We start from the raw sequence: 14,458 nt of genomic DNA on the forward strand, positions 1-14,458 counted from the left end.
GTGTAGATCCTCACGAAGGATGGAGCGAGGTGATGCGGCCGTCGTCCTCGAACAACCGGACCGGGCGTTCGAGGGTCTGCGACGTCGCGAGCTCCGGCAGCAGCGGGTGCTCCGACGTCAGGTCGTCACCGTCGAGGCTGAGCCAGCCGCGAACGGCGCCGTACACCCACACGTGGGTGTCGTCCTCGCCCGCCCACAGGGCGAGGACCGTCATCTCCGGTAGCAGGGCGCGCAGGGTGACGCCGGTGATGCCGTAGACCTCGACACCACCCGGACCGGGATAGGACTCGATGTCGCACTCGCCGTAGCCGATCCGGAAGAACCCCTGCTCGCCCCAGCCGGTTCCCCAGCTGTTCTTGGCGATCCAGCACTGTTGGGCGTCGTCGTATCCGACCAGTACGACGCAGTGACCGCCGGTCGCCGCCCCGGACAGGTGCCGGTAGACCCCCGACCGGTAGCTGAAGAAGTCCTGGTACACGACGAGGCACGCGATGACCGCGCCGTAGATGCGCAGGTGCTCCTTGATCGCACCCGGGCCGGCGCCGAGCCGGGTGAAGCCGGTGACCCGGGCCCGCCGGTCGAGCCAGCCGAGATCCAGGCTCGAGTCGTCGGCGTCGTCCGGGGAGTACGGAAAGCAGTCCTCGAACGCCACTCCGGTGTCGGTGACCGACGGCAGCAGCCGCCCGGCCACCACCCGGTGTCCGCGCCCGCTCCGTCGGACCGGCCGTAACCGTGGAACGCGTGTGCCTCGGACAGGTCCAGCGGCAGGTCGGGCATGTGCCGGGTGAACCGGGCGACGTGCTCGACGGCCGCCAGCGTCGCGAACGCCACACAACTGCCGCAGGGGCCCTGGTCCTTGACCGGCGTGGTGTAGTCGACGCCGCCCACGTCGCGCAGGTCGAAGTGGCCCGCCTCTCCGGCGTCGCCGCCCGTCCCGGTGGACCGGTCCCCGGAACGAGGAGCCGGTAGGGCGGGCGTCGCCGGGACAGTGACCCGGCGCCCGCCCGGGTCGGCCCCGGCGGCCCGGGGCCTTGGCAGCGGGACTCGGACGCGGCCGGCGCGTTCACTCTCCGACAGCGCCGTCATCGGGTTGCGCGCCATCTCCCAGGGCGTGCCGGCGCCGGTCAGCGTCCGGCCGAGGTCGACCAGGTCGAGGGGCTGGTGAACAGGCATGGCTTCCCCCGTGGGCGTTTCCGGTGGATCGAGGACTCCGGTCGCCTGCGGGTACGCCGGTGCGGGCCCGGCGGCCGGTCTGGTGAGACGGTCCGATGGGGCCGTCCGGTGGAGCGAGCGGTGGGACGGGCTGTGGGACGAGCACGGACGGCCGTGGCGCGGATCGACGGCGTTCCCCGGTGGGCCGCCGAAGGGTGCGGGCCGGTGCTCTGCGACGTCTCCATGGACGCCCTCCAAGGGGTCCCGGGGTGTTGACTTCCGGGGCCTTGTGTTCTGGGTACTCCTATGTGAGAAGAGTGACAAGTGGTGACCGGAAAGTAGTCGTTGCGGTTCGGTGAAAGTTCAGACGCCCCGAAAGGCCTGGTCAGTGCGGATTTGTACCGGCTTCGGGCAGGATCGGGGGATCACCTGGGCGCCGGTCGCCACCCCGGCGCGGGTCCCCGAGCTGTCGGAGCGGCGGTCTAGGCTGACGCGGGTCGGGCGTGAACGGGACACTTCACGACATCCGGCACACGACTTCCGGGAGGAGCAGGCATGGGTGGTGCGACGGCGGCGACCGGCGTGGACGCACGTACGGATGGCCAGCCCGTGAGGAGTGAGGGGAGCGAGCCGGTGGAGCCCACGGACGCCGACGGCGCGGCGGCGGAGTTCCGCGACGACGTTTCGGTCGAGCTGGTCCGGTCGGCCGCCCGTGACGCCGACGTGCTCTTCGCCGCCCGGGTGTCGACCAAGGGCGAGCAGTCCCTGGACGACGTGGAGGCCGACGCCGAGCGGTCCGCCGGCCTGATCAACTACCTCATGCGGTCCCGGCACGGCAGCCCGTTCGAGCACAACTCGATGACCTTCTACGTGCACGCGCCGATCTTCGTCTTCCGCGAGCTGATGCGGCACCGGATCGCCTCCTACAACGAGGAGTCCGGGCGCTACCGCGAGCTGCGGCCGGTGTTCTACGTCCCCGGACCCGAGCGCAGGCTGGTGCAGGAGGGCAAGCCCGGCCACTACCAGTTCGTGTCGGGTACGCCGGAGCAGCACGCGCTGGTCCAACGCGAGACCCGCGAGCAGTGCAGCCGGGCCTACGCGTCCTACCAGCGCATGCTCGCCGCGGGGGTCGCCCGCGAGGTGGCCCGGATCGTGTTGCCGCTCACGATCTACTCCTCGGCCTACGTCACGGTCAACGCCCGCTCGCTGATGAACATCCTGTCGCTGCGTACCAGCCGGGAGGAGTCCGCGGTCCCGTCCTACCCACAGCGTGAGATCGAGATGATGGCCGAGCGGATGGAGGAGGAGTGGGCGCGGCTGATGCCGCTCAGCCACGCCGCCTTCCAGCGCAACGGCCGCGTCGCCCCCTGAGCAGGCCCCCGCATCCCGCCCGGCGGCGTTGTCGTCGTCGCGCGTAGGACACCGCCACGCGACTCCCCCGCCTTGCCGGACGGGCGCGGACGACCTGCTCAGTTGTCAACCCTGATTGGCTTTCCGGTGAAACCGAGGTCGCGGCGGCGGTCGGCGACGACCGCGGCCACGGCGTCGACGAACGCGTCGACCGGCATCGCCGGTAGCCGGCGATCGTCGCGCAGCCGGACCGCCACGCTGCCGGCGTCGGCCTCCCGCGCGCCGACCACCGCGAGGTAGGGCACCCGGCGCGGGCGGGCGGCCCGCACCCGTGCGCCCAGGCTCTCGTCGCGGTCGTCCACGTCGACCCGTAGTCCGGCGTCCTCGGCCCGCTGCGCAACCGCCCGGGCCGCCTCGGCCTGCGCCGGGCTCACCGGGAGGACGAGCACCTGCACCGGCGCGAGCCAGGGCGGCAGGGCACCCGCGTAGGCCTCCAGCAGGTAGGCCACCATGCGCTCCATCGACGCCAGCACGCTCCGGTGCACCATCGCCGGCCGCTGCCGGCTGCCGTCGGGAGCGACGTACTCCAGGTCGAACCGCTCCGGTTGGTACAGATCCACCTGCACGGTCGACAGGGTGAACTCCCGCCCGTGCGCGTCGTACACCTGGACGTCGATCTTCGGCCCGTAGAACGCCGCCTCGCCCCGCACCGCGCGAACCTGCACGCCGTGCTGGTCGAGCGCGTCCCGCAGGATCGCCTCGGCCCGCTCCCACATCGACGCCTCACCCGCGTAGGACTTGCCCTCCTCCGGCGGGCCGGGCAGTGACAGCCGGTGGTACGCCGCGCGGATCCCGAGGACGTCGTACGCCTCGTCGATCATCGAAAGCGCCCGCACCGCCTCCCGTGCGGCCTGCTCGGGCGGGCAGAAGATGTGCGCGTCGTTCAGGGTGATGCCGCGCACGCGGGTGAGTCCGCCCACCACCCCGGACCGCTCCATGCGGTACATCGACCCGACCTCGCCGATCCGCAGCGGCAGCTCCCGGTGGCTGCGCAGCCGGGAGCGGTAGACCAGCGCGTGGTGCGGGCACAGCACGGGCCGCAGGACGAGGTCCTCACCGCCGACCCGGAACGGCGGGAACATGTCCGGACCGAAGTGCTGCCAGTGGCCGGAGCGTTCGTACAGCGCGCGCTTGCCCACCGCGGGGGTCCGCACGTGGCGGTAGCCCTGCCGGCGTTCCAGGTCGAGGACGTAGCGTTCGAGTTCGGCGACGACGGCGGCACCGTCGGGCAGCCAGAGCGGGAAGCCGGCGCCGACGAGTTCGTCGCCGGTGAAGATGTCGAGCTCGCGGCCGAGCCTGCGGTGGTCGACCGGTCCGTCGCCGGCGTCCGCGAGCGGACTTCGGTCCGGACCCTCGGCCGGCCGCTCCGGTGCGTTGTGCACGGATTCGACGGGCTCGAGGGGTTCGCCGGGTTCGCGAGATTCGGCTGGTTCGTGGCGAACTGAGCCGGAGGGTGAGTGTGGTGCGTGCATCGGGGTTCGTCTCCTTCGGGTGAGGGAGGGAGCACCCCGAGTGCCAGCCGACCCGGGAGGTGCTCCCGGGCCGTCCGCGCGGCCGTTATCGACTGATCGTTGAGAAAAGATCGTCGGGACGAGGCCGCCGCGTCGCGGGAAGCGACTGCGGCGTCGTCGTGCTGAACAGGACCGACGCGAAGTTCACGGGACGAGCGTAGCGGAGATCGCGGCCGTTCGTGCCGCCACCGGCTCCGCCGATCCACCCCGGACCGGTAGCGTGAGGTCCCATGGCTCCCAGCTCAACGCCTGCCGAGGCGCCCCGCGCGCCCCTCGGCCGCGTCCTCACCGCGATGGTCACCCCGTTCACCGCCGGTGGCGACCTCGACCTGCCCGCCGCGCAGCGCCTGGCGACCCATCTGGTCGACACCGGCAACGACGGCCTGGTGGTCAGCGGCACCACCGGTGAGTCGCCCACCACCAGCGACGCCGAGAAGGACGCGCTGCTGCGCGCGGTCGTGGAGGCGGTCGGCGACCGGGCGACCGTGGTCGCCGGGACCGGCACCAACGACACCCGGCACGCCGTCGAGCTGTCCGTGCAGGCGGAGAAGGCCGGCGCACACGGCCTGCTCGTGGTGACGCCCTACTACAACAAGCCTCCGCAGGAAGGCCTGCTGGCGCACTTCCGCACCATCGCCGACTCCACCGGCCTGCCGGTGATGCTGTACGACATCCCGGGCCGCACCGGCACCGCGATCGCCACCGAGACGCTGATCCGGCTCGCCGAGCACGAGCGGATCGTCGCGGTGAAGGACGCGAAGGGCGACATCGCCGGCACCACCGCGGTGCTGGCGCGCTCCGACCTCGCCTACTACAGCGGCTCCGACGAGTGGAACCTCGCCCTGCTGGCGACCGGCGCCGTCGGCGTGGTGAGTGTCGTCGCGCACGTCGCGGCCAGGGAGTACGCCGACATGCTTGCCGCCGTCGACGCGGGTGACCTCGCGTCCGCGCGGGCGATCGACCGCCGCCTGGTCCCGGCGTTCCAGGCGATCATGACCCGAACCCAAGGAGCGATCATGGCCAAGGCCGCGCTCGAAGTGCTGGGCGTCCTGCCCGGCCGTACCGTCCGACCTCCGCTGGTCCCGGCCACGGAGGACCAGCTCCGGGGGCTGGAAGCAGACCTTCGGGAGGCTGGACTCACCTCATGAGCCACCCCCACCCCGAACTCGGCGCCCCTGCCCAGCTTCCTCCCGGCGCGCTCCGCGTCACCCCACTCGGCGGTCTCGGCGAGATCGGCCGCAACATGACGGTCTTCGAGCACGACGGCCGGCTGCTGATCGTCGACTGCGGCGTGCTCTTCCCTGAGGACAAGCACCCCGGCGTCGACCTGATCCTGCCCGACTTCGAGCCGATCCGGGACCGCCTGGACGACATCGAGGCGCTCGTCCTCACCCACGGGCACGAGGACCACATCGGCGCGGTGCCGTACCTCCTCCGCGAACGCCGCGACATCCCGGTGGTCGGTTCCCAGCTCACCCTGGCCCTGCTGGACGGGAAGCTGCGCGAGCACCGGCTGAAGGACGTTCCGCACCATGTCGTCCGCGAACGCCAGCGGACGCGGTTCGGCCCGTTCGACCTGGAGTTCGTGTCGGTCAACCACTCGATCCCGGACGCCCTGGCGGTGGCCATCCGCACCGGCGCGGGGACCGTCCTGCACACGGGCGACTTCAAGATGGACCAGCTTCCGCTGGACCGCAGGCTCACCGACCTGCGGGCGTTCGCCCGGCTCGGTGAGGAGGGCGTCGACCTGTTCCTGGTCGACTCCACCAACGCCGAGATGCCCGGCTTCACCGTCTCCGAACGCGACATCACCCCGACGATCGACCGGGTCTTCGCCCGGGCCGACCGCCGGATCATCGTCGCCTGCTTCGCCTCGCACGTGCACCGCGTCCAGCAGGTGATGGACGCAGCGGTCGAGCACGGGCGCAAGGTGGCCTACGTCGGGCGGTCGATGGTCCGCAACATGGGGATCGCCAGCGACCTGGGGTTCCTCCGGGTGCCGCCGAACACCGTGATCGACGTACGCGAGGTGGACAAGTACGAGCCGAACGAGGTGGTGCTGATCTCCACCGGTTCGCAGGGCGAGCCGCTGTCGGCGCTGTCCCGCATCGCCGCCCGCGACCACCCGCAGATCCGGATTGAGGTCGGCGACACGGTCGTACTGGCGTCATCCCTCATTCCCGGCAACGAGAACGCCGTCTACCGCGTGATCAACGGGCTGTCCCGCTGGGGCGCCAACGTCGTGCACAAGGGGAACGCGCTCGTGCACGTGTCCGGCCACGCGTCCGCCGGTGAGCTGCTGTACTGCTACAACATCATCCGCCCCCGCAACGTCCTGCCGGTGCACGGCGAGATCCGGCACATGCGCGCCAACGCCGACCTGGCGGTGGCCACCGGTGTGCCCAGGGAACGCGTCGTGCTCGCCGAGGACGGCGTGGTGGTCGACCTGATCGACGGTGTCGCCAGGATCGCCGGGAAGGTCGACTGCGGTTACGTCTACGTCGACGGCTCGACCGTCGGCGACATCACCGAGACGTCGCTGAAGGACCGCCGCATCCTCGGCGAGGAGGGCTTCATCTCCGTCATCGTGGTGGTCGACTCGGTGACCGGGAAGGTGACCGGGGGACCGGAGATCAAGGCCCGCGGCTTCGCCGAGGACGACTCGGTGTTCGATCCGGTGCTGGAGAAGATCGCCGAGGCGCTGGACCGGGCCGGCCGTGACGGCGTGGACGACACCTACCAGTTGCAGCAGCTGATCCGGCGCACCATCGGCAAGTGGGTGAGCGACACCCACCGCCGCCGGCCGATGATCATCCCGGTGGTCGTGGAGGTCTAGGACAGACTCCAGGCTCCGAGCCCGCGAGCGCGCAGACGGCGCCGCTCAGTCGGCGAGGGCGTCCAGCTGCTCGAGCAGGGTGGCGCGTTCGCCGGCGGGCAGGGCCGGGGCGTACGGGTCGAACGCGACCTCGGCGGGCAGCAGGCCCTGCCAGGCCGCCACCCAGGCCATCCGCTGGACGTAACCCTCCATCGGTTCGCGGAACGTCAACCGGGCAAGGGCGTCCAGCCGGGCGGAGGCGCCCACGAAGTCCGCGAGGTCGCCGCGCGTCCAGGTGTCCAGGACGGCGGCCGACCACGCGGGCAGCGCGGCGGCGATCCCGAGCAGCGCCGCCTGGGCGCCCCACATCAGCGACGGTCCGTACATCCGGTCCTCGCCTGTGAACACCAGCGTGTCCGGCGCCGTGGCGGTGGCCGCCTCGAGCAGGTCCTGGCAGGCCATCGCGTCGTCCAGCAAGGCCAGCTTGACACCGCACACCCAGGGGAGCGCGAGGAGCTCGGCGAGGGTGCCGACGTCGTACTGCAGCCGGCTCGCCCGCTCGTACAACACGAACGCCACCAGCGGAAGGCCGACCTCCTCACCGAGCCGGACGTGCAGGTCGACCGTCGCGGCCCGGTCCGCGTACGGCACGGGGGACACCAGCAGGGCCTGGGCGCCGGCGTCGCGCAGCCGGGCGCCGAGCGCGACGAGGTCGTCCGGCCTCCCGGTGGCGGCGGGCAGCGAGAGGCCGGCCACGACCGGCGCCCCGGCCACCTGCCCGCACTCGCGGACAAGGAAGGTCAGGTCGTCGGCGGAGAGGTGGACACCGCGGCCGGTGTGCGCGCCGACCGCCAGGCCGCGCGCACCGGCGTCGACGAGCGCGGTGGCGTACGGTGCCACCGCCGAGCGCGCCACGGTCCCGTCGGGGCGGAACGGCGTGAGCGTCGCCGCCACGAGCCCGCCCCGCAGCAGGTCGCGCACCTGCGCGACGGGGTCGGTCGGTGGGTTTCCGGGCGATCCTGGGCTGCTGGTCATGGTCCCCGAGTCTGCCCTGTCCGGGGCCGGATGCCGATGGGTACGCCGTTCCCGAAAGCCCGGCGTCGTCCGGCCGACCGGGAGTGCGGGCGGAGTTCCGGCGCAGGCCGTAACGTACGCGCCATGAAGACAACCCAGCGGCCGTCCATGGCGCGCCCGGACCAGGGTGGCAGGAGGGCAGCACCGGACCGCACCCTCGTGTTCGGGGTCGTGGGCCCTGCCGACCTGGTACCCCGGGTCGCCGCGGCGGCGGAGGCGGCTCCGGCCCTGCGGGCGGTCCGGCTGCCGTACCGCCAGGAGCAGGAGACCGCCCGGATCCTGCGCGAGCACGCCGACGAGGTGGACGCCTGGCTGTTCACCGGCGTGGTGCCGCACGCGATCGCCGACGCCGAGCACGCGGTCGGCGCGCCGGCCGGGCACGTGTCGTACAGCGGCCTCACCCTGCTGGCCGCGTTGTTCCGGCTCGGCCAGCAGGGACGCGACCTGAGCCTGATCAGCATCGACACGCTGGACCCGCTGGAGGTACGCGAGACGCTCGCCGAGGCGGGCCTGGCGCCGGACGCCGCCCGCACCATGGTCTACGCGCCGGAGGTGCGTTCCCGGGACGTGGTCGCGTTCCACCGGCAGGCCCGAGACGAGGGCGCGACGGTCGCGGTGACCTGCCTCCGCTCGGCGTACGACGTGCTCCGCAAGGAGATGCCGGTGGTACGCCTCGCACCCTCACCGCGCGACATCCGCGACGCGGTGGACGACCTCGCCCTGCAGACCCGGAACGCCCACCATTCCGACGCGCAGGTGGCACTGGGGTTCGTGGAGCTGGCCGAGACGGACCCGGCGCTCGAACGCGACCTCGGCGAACTCGGCGGCGCGGTGGTCCGGATCGACGCCGAACGCTACCTGCTGGTGACCACGCGCGGGCCGCTGGAACGGGTCACCGACGGGTTCCGGAGCGCGCCGTTCCTCGGCCGGCTGGCCGAGCGGCACGACCACGTGCACGTCGGGCTCGGCATCGGGCGTTCGGCGGGAGAGGCGGCCGCGCACGCCTCGCGCGCCCTGGCCCGCGCCCGGGCACAGGGCGACCTCGCCGCTGTCCTCGCCGCGCCGCACGACGCCGACATCATCCTCGCCGTCGGTGAGCCGGCCGAGGGAGCCGGACCGACCGACCTGGGCCGGCTCGCCCAGCGGCTGGGGATGAGCCGGGCGACCCTGCAGTCGCTGCGGCAGTTCCTGGAGGGCGTCGAGGAGGGCCGGGTCACCGCGACCGAGCTCGCCCTCGCGTTCGAGATCCAGGAGCGCAGCGCGCGGCGGCTGCTGAAACGGCTGGAACGCGCGGGCGCGGCGGTCCCGATCGGCACTCTGAACGAGGGCCAGATGGGCCGCCCGCCGGTCGTCTACCACGTCGAGCTGGCCTGACCGGGCGGGCCGCCCGGGCGCGCGACCGGCTGATCGGCGACTGGCGAGCGGCGCCCGAGGAGTCCGTCAGCGCAGCCAGTCGCCCAGGTGCTCGGCGACGAACTCGTCGTCGGTGAGCTCGGGGTAGGCCGCGCACACCCGGGCGATCTCCTCGGCCTGACCGGGGGAGAGGCGTTCGTGCGGGTCGAGGCACCAGGTGCCGGCCAGCAGGCCCTGCCGCCGCAGCACCTCGTGCACGCCCGCGATGCAGCCGGCGAACCCGCCGGCGGCGTCGAACACCGCGGCGTTGGCCTCGGTCAGCCGGGTGCTCTCCGCGAGCAGCGCCCGCAGTTCGGCGTCGTCGCCGGCCCAGGCACTCCGTACCCGCTCGAGCATCCGCACCGCCCGGTGCGTCCACACCGCCCACTGGCCGAGCAGGCCGCCGACGATGCGGCGCTGCACCACCTGGCCGCCCACCTGCGCGCTGATCGGTGCGAGCAGGTCGGTGATGATGGTGTCGTCGTTGCCGGTGTAGAGCGCGACCTCACCGCCCCGGTCGGCCTCGGCGATCCCGCGTACCGCCTCCATCGTGCGGTAGCGGTCGAACGGCGCGAGCTTGGCGGCCACCACGCACGGCAGGTCGGCGAGCTCCCGCCAGAACTGCCGGGAGAGGTACCTCCCGCCGACCGCCTCCTGCAGGTAGAACCCGAACACCGGCAGCACCTCGCCGACGGCCTTGGCCCGCAGCAGCAGGTCCTGTTCGTCCAGGTCGGGCCCGGCCGGGCCGAGGAGGACGGCGTGGTAGCCGTGGCGGGCGGCGAGTTCGGCCTCGCGGACCGCCTGGCGTACGTCGCCGACGGCACCGGCGACGCGCAGGAACGGCCGGCCGGCGACCGCCTCGTCCAGCGTCTCCCGGGTCAGGTCGAGGACGGGCTCGAGCAGTCCGGCGGACCGGATCGTGAACTGCGTGGTGTGGACGCCGACCGCCACCCCGCCCGCGCCCGCCGCGGCGTAGTAGCGGGTCAGGGCGCGCTGGCGGCGTTCGTCCAGCGTCCGGTCGGCGGTGAGGGCCAGCGGGTGAGCCGGAATCACGCAGCCCTCGGCGAGCAGCCGCGCCTGCGCGGCCGGGAGGGTGGTCGCCATCAGAACCGTCCGTCCCGTCGCTGGAACTTCGTCGGCTTGTCCCACAGTGTGCCGCCGGCGGCCACCCACGCCGCCTGCGCCTCGACCAGCGCGCCGGCGGAGAGCTCGGGGTAGCCGAACAACGCGTGGCAGCGGGACGCGTCCGACAGCAGTGCGGTCGGCGCCTCGGTGCCGGAGCAGCGCGGCTCGACGCCGAACAGCTCGCCGAACCTGGCCGCGACCCGGCGTACGGACAGGGTTTCCGGCCCAGTGAGGTTGAGGGTGAGCGCCGGACTGGTCGCGTGCAGCAGCGAGCGGAGGGCGACCTCGTTGGCGTACGCCTGCCAGACGACGTTGACGTGCCCGGTGGTGACGTCGACCGGCTCACCGGCGCGCACCGCACGGGCGATGTCGGCCAGTACGCCGTACCGAAGGTCGACCGCGTAGTTGAGCCGGAGCAGGGCCACCGGGGTGCCGTGCCGGGAACTGGCGTAGGCGAACGCACGCTCGCGGCCCAGGCACGACATGGCGTACTCGCCCACGGGATCCGGCGGGTCGGACTCGGTGCAGCCGCCGGCGGTGACCGGCACCAGCGGGTAGACGTTGCCGGTGGAGAACGCCGCGATCCGCGCACCGGCGTAGCGGCGGGCCACCGCCACCGGCAGGAACGCGTTGACCGCCCACGTCTGCGCGGGATCGGCGGCCGAGCCGAACTTCGCGCCGACCATGTAGACGACGTTGCCGGCGTCGGGCAGGCCGGTGAGGTCGGCGTCGGGGGACAGGTCGAAGGAGACCGTACGAACACCGCGGTCGCGCAGCCGCTTCTCGACCTCGCGGTCACTCCAGCGGGACACCGCGATCACGTCGACGTCGGTGCGCCCGGCGGCGTCCAGGCCGCGCCGGGCGAGGTGGCACAGGCTGGGGCCCATCTTGCCGCCGGCGCCGAGCACCACCAGGTCGCCGGTCAGTTCGGCGAGGTCGGTGACCAACCGCGGTGGGGGTTCGGCCAACCGCCGTTCCAGGTCGTCGTCGGACTCGAACACCGTTGTCTTCCTTTCCTCGGCGCCGGCCTGCACCGGCATTACGGTCGAGACCGTATCTAGAGCGGGTTCCTGCGTCAACGTCCGGACCGGGACGCCACGCCGTCCGGGATTCGGGCCGGCTCGCCGCCGCCTCCTCAACTCGCCCGCGACAGTTGCGTTACGTCCGAAGATCCGCCATTGACAGCGGCGGAGAGGGGGTCCTACGGTCAGGACCGGAATTCTCCGCTCGCTGATCACTTCCCCCTGGGGGCACCCATGTTCGAGCGTTTCCGCTCCCCCGGCACGCCGGTGTCCGGTCCCACCCGTCGCGACCTCCTGCGCGGCGCCAGCTTCCTCACCCTCGCCGCCGGCGCGGGTGCCCTGACCGGTTGCTCGGTCTTCCAGGACAGCTCCGACGCCGGGCCCGCCGATGCCGCCGACGCCGGCAACGCCGCCGCCGGCGGCAAGCCCAAGCAGGTGCTGCGGCTGGGCTTCCCCAACTTCGCCGTCCTCGACCCACAGGTCATCACCGACGGCATGTGGCTGTCCCTGCGCGGCATCTTCGAGGGCCTGGTCTCCCAGAACGACGAGGGCACCGACGTGGTCCCGGGCGTGGCAGAGGGGTGGACGGCGTCCGGTGACGGCCTCACCTACACCTTCACCCTGCGCAAGAACGCCAAGTGGTCCAACGGCGACCCGGTGGTGGCGTCGGACTTCGAGCGCACCCTCAAGCGGTTGTTCACCCCGAGCCAGGCCTCCGCCGGCGGCACCACGATGGGCGCCAACTCCTACCAGGCCGCCACCGGCATCAAGGGCGCCGCGGAGTTCCTCGCCGGCACCCTGACCGACTGGTCGCAGGTCGGCGTCAAGGCGAACGCCGACGACGAACTCGTCATCACCCTGGAGAACCCCAACGCGGGCTTCCTGCTCGGGCTCACCCACCCGTCGATGCTCCCGCTGCACATGGACAGCGTGGAGAAGGACCCGAAGGGCTGGCAGAACGCCGGCAACCTCGTCTCCAACGGCCCGTTCAAGCTGTCCAGGTGGACGCAGAACGCCTCGATGAACCTGGTGCCCAACGAGCACTACTGGGACAAGGGCAAGGTGTTCCTGTCCCGGATCGAGATCAACCTGCAGGAGGCGGTGGCCACCGGCACCGCGACCGTGCCGTACGAGAACGGCGAGGTCGACATGGTGGGCATCGCCGACGCCGACGCGATCCGCTTCCAGAAGGACCCCACGCTCGCCAAGCAGGTGCACTCGGTGGAGAAGTACTCCATCGTCTATCTGGCCAAGCTGCGCAGCAAGAACCCCGCGCTGGACGACGTACGCGTGCGCAAGGCGCTGTCGCTGGCCGCCGGTCGCGCCGACCTGACCAAGATCGGCCCGGGGATGGCGCAGGGCACCTCGCTCGTCGTCGACAACGTGCCCGGCTGGGACCCGAGCCTGGCCATCAAGGACGACGTGGCGCAGGCACGCAAACTGCTCGCCGAAGCGGGTTACCCCGGCGGCAAGGGCCTGCCGACCGTCCGCATCCTCGCCGGCGTCCAGTCGCCGATCATCGACGCGCTGGTCCAGGCGTGGCAGAAGAACCTCGGCATCAAGGCCAAGGCCGACATCGTGGAGGCCGGTGTCTACGTCGAGCGCCGGTGGGCGGTCCAGGCCGACGACTACATCGGCTTCTACTTCGGCACGTTCGCCGGTCTGCACACCTGGCCGGTGATGGTGGGCGTCCTGTGGGGACCCAAGGACGTGCAGAAGATCAGCCTGCCGGCCGCCGACTGGGCTGCGTACCAGCAGGTGGAAAGCGACACCAAGCTCAGCCCGGCCAAGCGCAACGCCGAACTCGACGCGATGCTGGCGGACAAGGCGAGCCCCGAGTCCAAGCGGCTCGGCCGGCTCGTACAGGAGGCCTCGGCCACCCGCGACGAGGCCGCACAGGTGAAGCTGTTCAAGGAGGCCGCGAAGCTGCGCGACCAGCAGTTCCTCTACGTTCCCTTGTTGTGGAACTCCGCGATGTTCGCCGTCGCGCCGAGGGTGCGTGACCTTCATCTGCGAGCGGCACCGGACTTCTTCTACTTCAAGGGAATCAGCATCGAGAAGGGCAGTGCATGAGTGAGCTGCGAGTCGGTCTGGTCGGCGTCAACACCTCCCACGCGGGCGCGTTCGCGCGGCTGCTGAACGAGCGCGAGGTCGCACCGGGCGCCCGGGTGACCTGGGTCTGGGGCGGTGAGCTGCGTTCGGACCAGCCGGACGCGCCGACGCTGGCCGCGAAGTACGACATCCCCGAGGTGGTGGCCGAGCCCACCGACCGGATCGGCGACACCGACCTGGTGCTCGTCGTCGACGACACCGGCGGCGGCGCCAACCACGTGCCGCTGGCCCGGCCGTTCGTCGAGGCCGGCGTCCCCGCCTTCCTGGACAAGCCGATGGCGGTCGACCTCGCCGCGGCGAAGGAGCTGTTCGAGCTGGCCGCGGCGAAGGGAACGCCGGTGACCAGTTCGTCGGCGCTGCGCTACGCCGTCGAGCTCGCCGCCGAGAAGGACGGGATCGCCGAACTGGGCGCGCTGTCGTCGGTGGTCAGCGTGGGGCCGGGCGAGTGGTACTACTACGGCGTCCACGCGGTCGAGCAGCTCTACGCCGCGGTCGGTGGCGGGGTGGAGTGGGTGCAGCGGTTCACCTGGCCCGACCGGGACGTCGCGGTGATGTCCTACGCCGACGGCGGCCCCACCGCGGTGGTGCAGACCCTGCGCGACGCCGCGTACCGCTTCCACCTCACGATGTACGGCGCCGAGGACATGCACGCCGTCCGGATCGCCGACTTCGACGGGTTCTACGCCGGTCAGGCGCGGGCCGCGGTGGAGATGGCCCGCACCGGCACGCCGCCGATCAGGCCGGAGGAGACCCTCGAGCTCCTCGCGGTGCTGCGGGCCGGGGTGCTGTCGGCCGAACGCGACGGCGCCCGGGTGAGCGTGGCGTCCGTCCTCGCCGGGGACTGA

Annotated in this window: 11 protein-coding genes and 1 pseudogene; 6 read left to right on the forward strand and 6 right to left on the reverse strand. The window is 72.2% G+C overall.

The window, feature by feature from the left end:
* Nucleotides 1–10 precede the first annotated feature (10 nt).
* Both F4554_RS32045 and F4554_RS33985 read right to left on the reverse strand, forming a co-directional pair.
* Nucleotides 11–694: a C1 family peptidase gene (locus F4554_RS32045; protein ID WP_202889236.1), complete on the reverse strand. Its 684-nt coding sequence runs from the start codon at nt 692–694 to the stop codon at nt 11–13.
* Nucleotides 695–753: 59 nt separating this feature from the next.
* Nucleotides 754–1,173, reverse strand: a pseudogene (locus F4554_RS33985) (C1 family peptidase); the annotation flags it as partial.
* A 534-nt stretch (nt 1,174–1,707) separates the two neighbouring features.
* On the opposite strand from F4554_RS33985, the gene thyX reads away from it, so the two are divergent.
* Nucleotides 1,708–2,523 (forward strand): FAD-dependent thymidylate synthase, encoded by an 816-nt coding sequence (gene thyX, locus F4554_RS10395; RefSeq protein ID WP_179787189.1) that lies wholly within the window; start codon nt 1,708–1,710, stop codon nt 2,521–2,523.
* 98 nt (nt 2,524–2,621) lie between these two features.
* On the opposite strand, the gene thrS is transcribed toward thyX, so the two are convergent.
* Nucleotides 2,622–3,944, reverse strand: a complete 1,323-nt coding sequence (gene thrS / locus F4554_RS10400; RefSeq protein ID WP_337795956.1) for a threonine--tRNA ligase — start codon at nt 3,942–3,944, stop codon at nt 2,622–2,624.
* A 359-nt stretch (nt 3,945–4,303) separates the two neighbouring features.
* Between thrS and dapA the strand changes: the two genes are divergently transcribed.
* Both dapA and F4554_RS10410 read left to right on the forward strand, forming a co-directional pair.
* Nucleotides 4,304–5,221 (forward strand): 4-hydroxy-tetrahydrodipicolinate synthase, encoded by a 918-nt coding sequence (gene dapA, locus F4554_RS10405; protein ID WP_179787191.1) that lies wholly within the window; start codon nt 4,304–4,306, stop codon nt 5,219–5,221.
* Nucleotides 5,218–6,909 (forward strand): ribonuclease J, encoded by a 1,692-nt coding sequence (locus F4554_RS10410; protein ID WP_179787192.1) that lies wholly within the window; start codon nt 5,218–5,220, stop codon nt 6,907–6,909. Before dapA ends, F4554_RS10410 begins: the two co-directional genes overlap by 4 nt.
* 45 nt (nt 6,910–6,954) lie before the next feature.
* Here the strand turns inward: F4554_RS10410 and F4554_RS10415 are convergent, their stop codons facing one another.
* Nucleotides 6,955–7,923 (reverse strand): dihydrodipicolinate synthase family protein, encoded by a 969-nt coding sequence (locus tag F4554_RS10415; RefSeq protein ID WP_179787193.1) that lies wholly within the window; start codon nt 7,921–7,923, stop codon nt 6,955–6,957.
* A 123-nt stretch (nt 7,924–8,046) separates the two neighbouring features.
* Between F4554_RS10415 and F4554_RS10420 the strand changes: the two genes are divergently transcribed.
* Nucleotides 8,047–9,336 carry a hypothetical protein gene (locus F4554_RS10420; protein ID WP_202889237.1) on the forward strand — a complete coding sequence of 430 codons (1,290 nt, stop codon included), beginning with the start codon at nt 8,047–8,049 and terminating at the stop codon, nt 9,334–9,336.
* Nucleotides 9,337–9,402: 66 nt separating this feature from the next.
* Here the strand turns inward: F4554_RS10420 and F4554_RS10425 are convergent, their stop codons facing one another.
* A complete protein-coding gene (locus tag F4554_RS10425) occupies nt 9,403–10,458 on the reverse strand; it encodes a dihydrodipicolinate synthase family protein (RefSeq protein ID WP_179787194.1) in 1,056 nt (351 codons plus the stop codon).
* Nucleotides 10,458–11,480 (reverse strand): NAD-dependent epimerase/dehydratase family protein, encoded by a 1,023-nt coding sequence (locus F4554_RS10430; protein WP_337795957.1) that lies wholly within the window; start codon nt 11,478–11,480, stop codon nt 10,458–10,460. The genes F4554_RS10425 and F4554_RS10430 overlap by 1 nt, the downstream gene beginning before the upstream one ends.
* Nucleotides 11,481–11,735: 255 nt before the next feature.
* Here F4554_RS10430 and F4554_RS10435 point away from each other — a divergent pair, with 255 nt between their 5' ends.
* Nucleotides 11,736–13,574 (forward strand): peptide ABC transporter substrate-binding protein, encoded by a 1,839-nt coding sequence (locus tag F4554_RS10435; protein WP_179787196.1) that lies wholly within the window; start codon nt 11,736–11,738, stop codon nt 13,572–13,574.
* Complete coding sequence (locus F4554_RS10440; protein WP_179787197.1) at nt 13,571–14,458, forward strand: Gfo/Idh/MocA family protein; 888 nt, start codon at nt 13,571–13,573, stop codon at nt 14,456–14,458. The genes F4554_RS10435 and F4554_RS10440 overlap by 4 nt, the downstream gene beginning before the upstream one ends.

Origin of the sequence: Actinopolymorpha rutila (assembly GCF_013407855.1) — a bacterium.
In the GTDB taxonomy this organism is placed as follows: Bacteria; Actinomycetota; Actinomycetes; order Propionibacteriales; family Actinopolymorphaceae; genus Actinopolymorpha; species Actinopolymorpha rutila.

What these genes read in the sequence shown, in the direction of transcription:
- thyX (WP_179787189.1), top strand. Translation starts at nt 1,708, where the DNA reads ATGGGTGGTGCGACGGCGGCGACCGGCGTGGACGCACGTACGGATGGC.
- dapA (WP_179787191.1), top strand. Translation starts at nt 4,304, where the DNA reads ATGGCTCCCAGCTCAACGCCTGCCGAGGCGCCCCGCGCGCCCCTCGGC.
- F4554_RS10410 (WP_179787192.1), top strand. Translation starts at nt 5,218, where the DNA reads ATGAGCCACCCCCACCCCGAACTCGGCGCCCCTGCCCAGCTTCCTCCC.
- F4554_RS10415 (WP_179787193.1), bottom strand. Translation starts at nt 7,923, where the DNA reads ATGACCAGCAGCCCAGGATCGCCCGGAAACCCACCGACCGACCCCGTC.
- F4554_RS10420 (WP_202889237.1), top strand. Translation starts at nt 8,047, where the DNA reads ATGAAGACAACCCAGCGGCCGTCCATGGCGCGCCCGGACCAGGGTGGC.
- F4554_RS10425 (WP_179787194.1), bottom strand. Translation starts at nt 10,458, where the DNA reads ATGGCGACCACCCTCCCGGCCGCGCAGGCGCGGCTGCTCGCCGAGGGC.
- F4554_RS10435 (WP_179787196.1), top strand. Translation starts at nt 11,736, where the DNA reads ATGTTCGAGCGTTTCCGCTCCCCCGGCACGCCGGTGTCCGGTCCCACC.
- F4554_RS10440 (WP_179787197.1), top strand. Translation starts at nt 13,571, where the DNA reads ATGAGTGAGCTGCGAGTCGGTCTGGTCGGCGTCAACACCTCCCACGCG.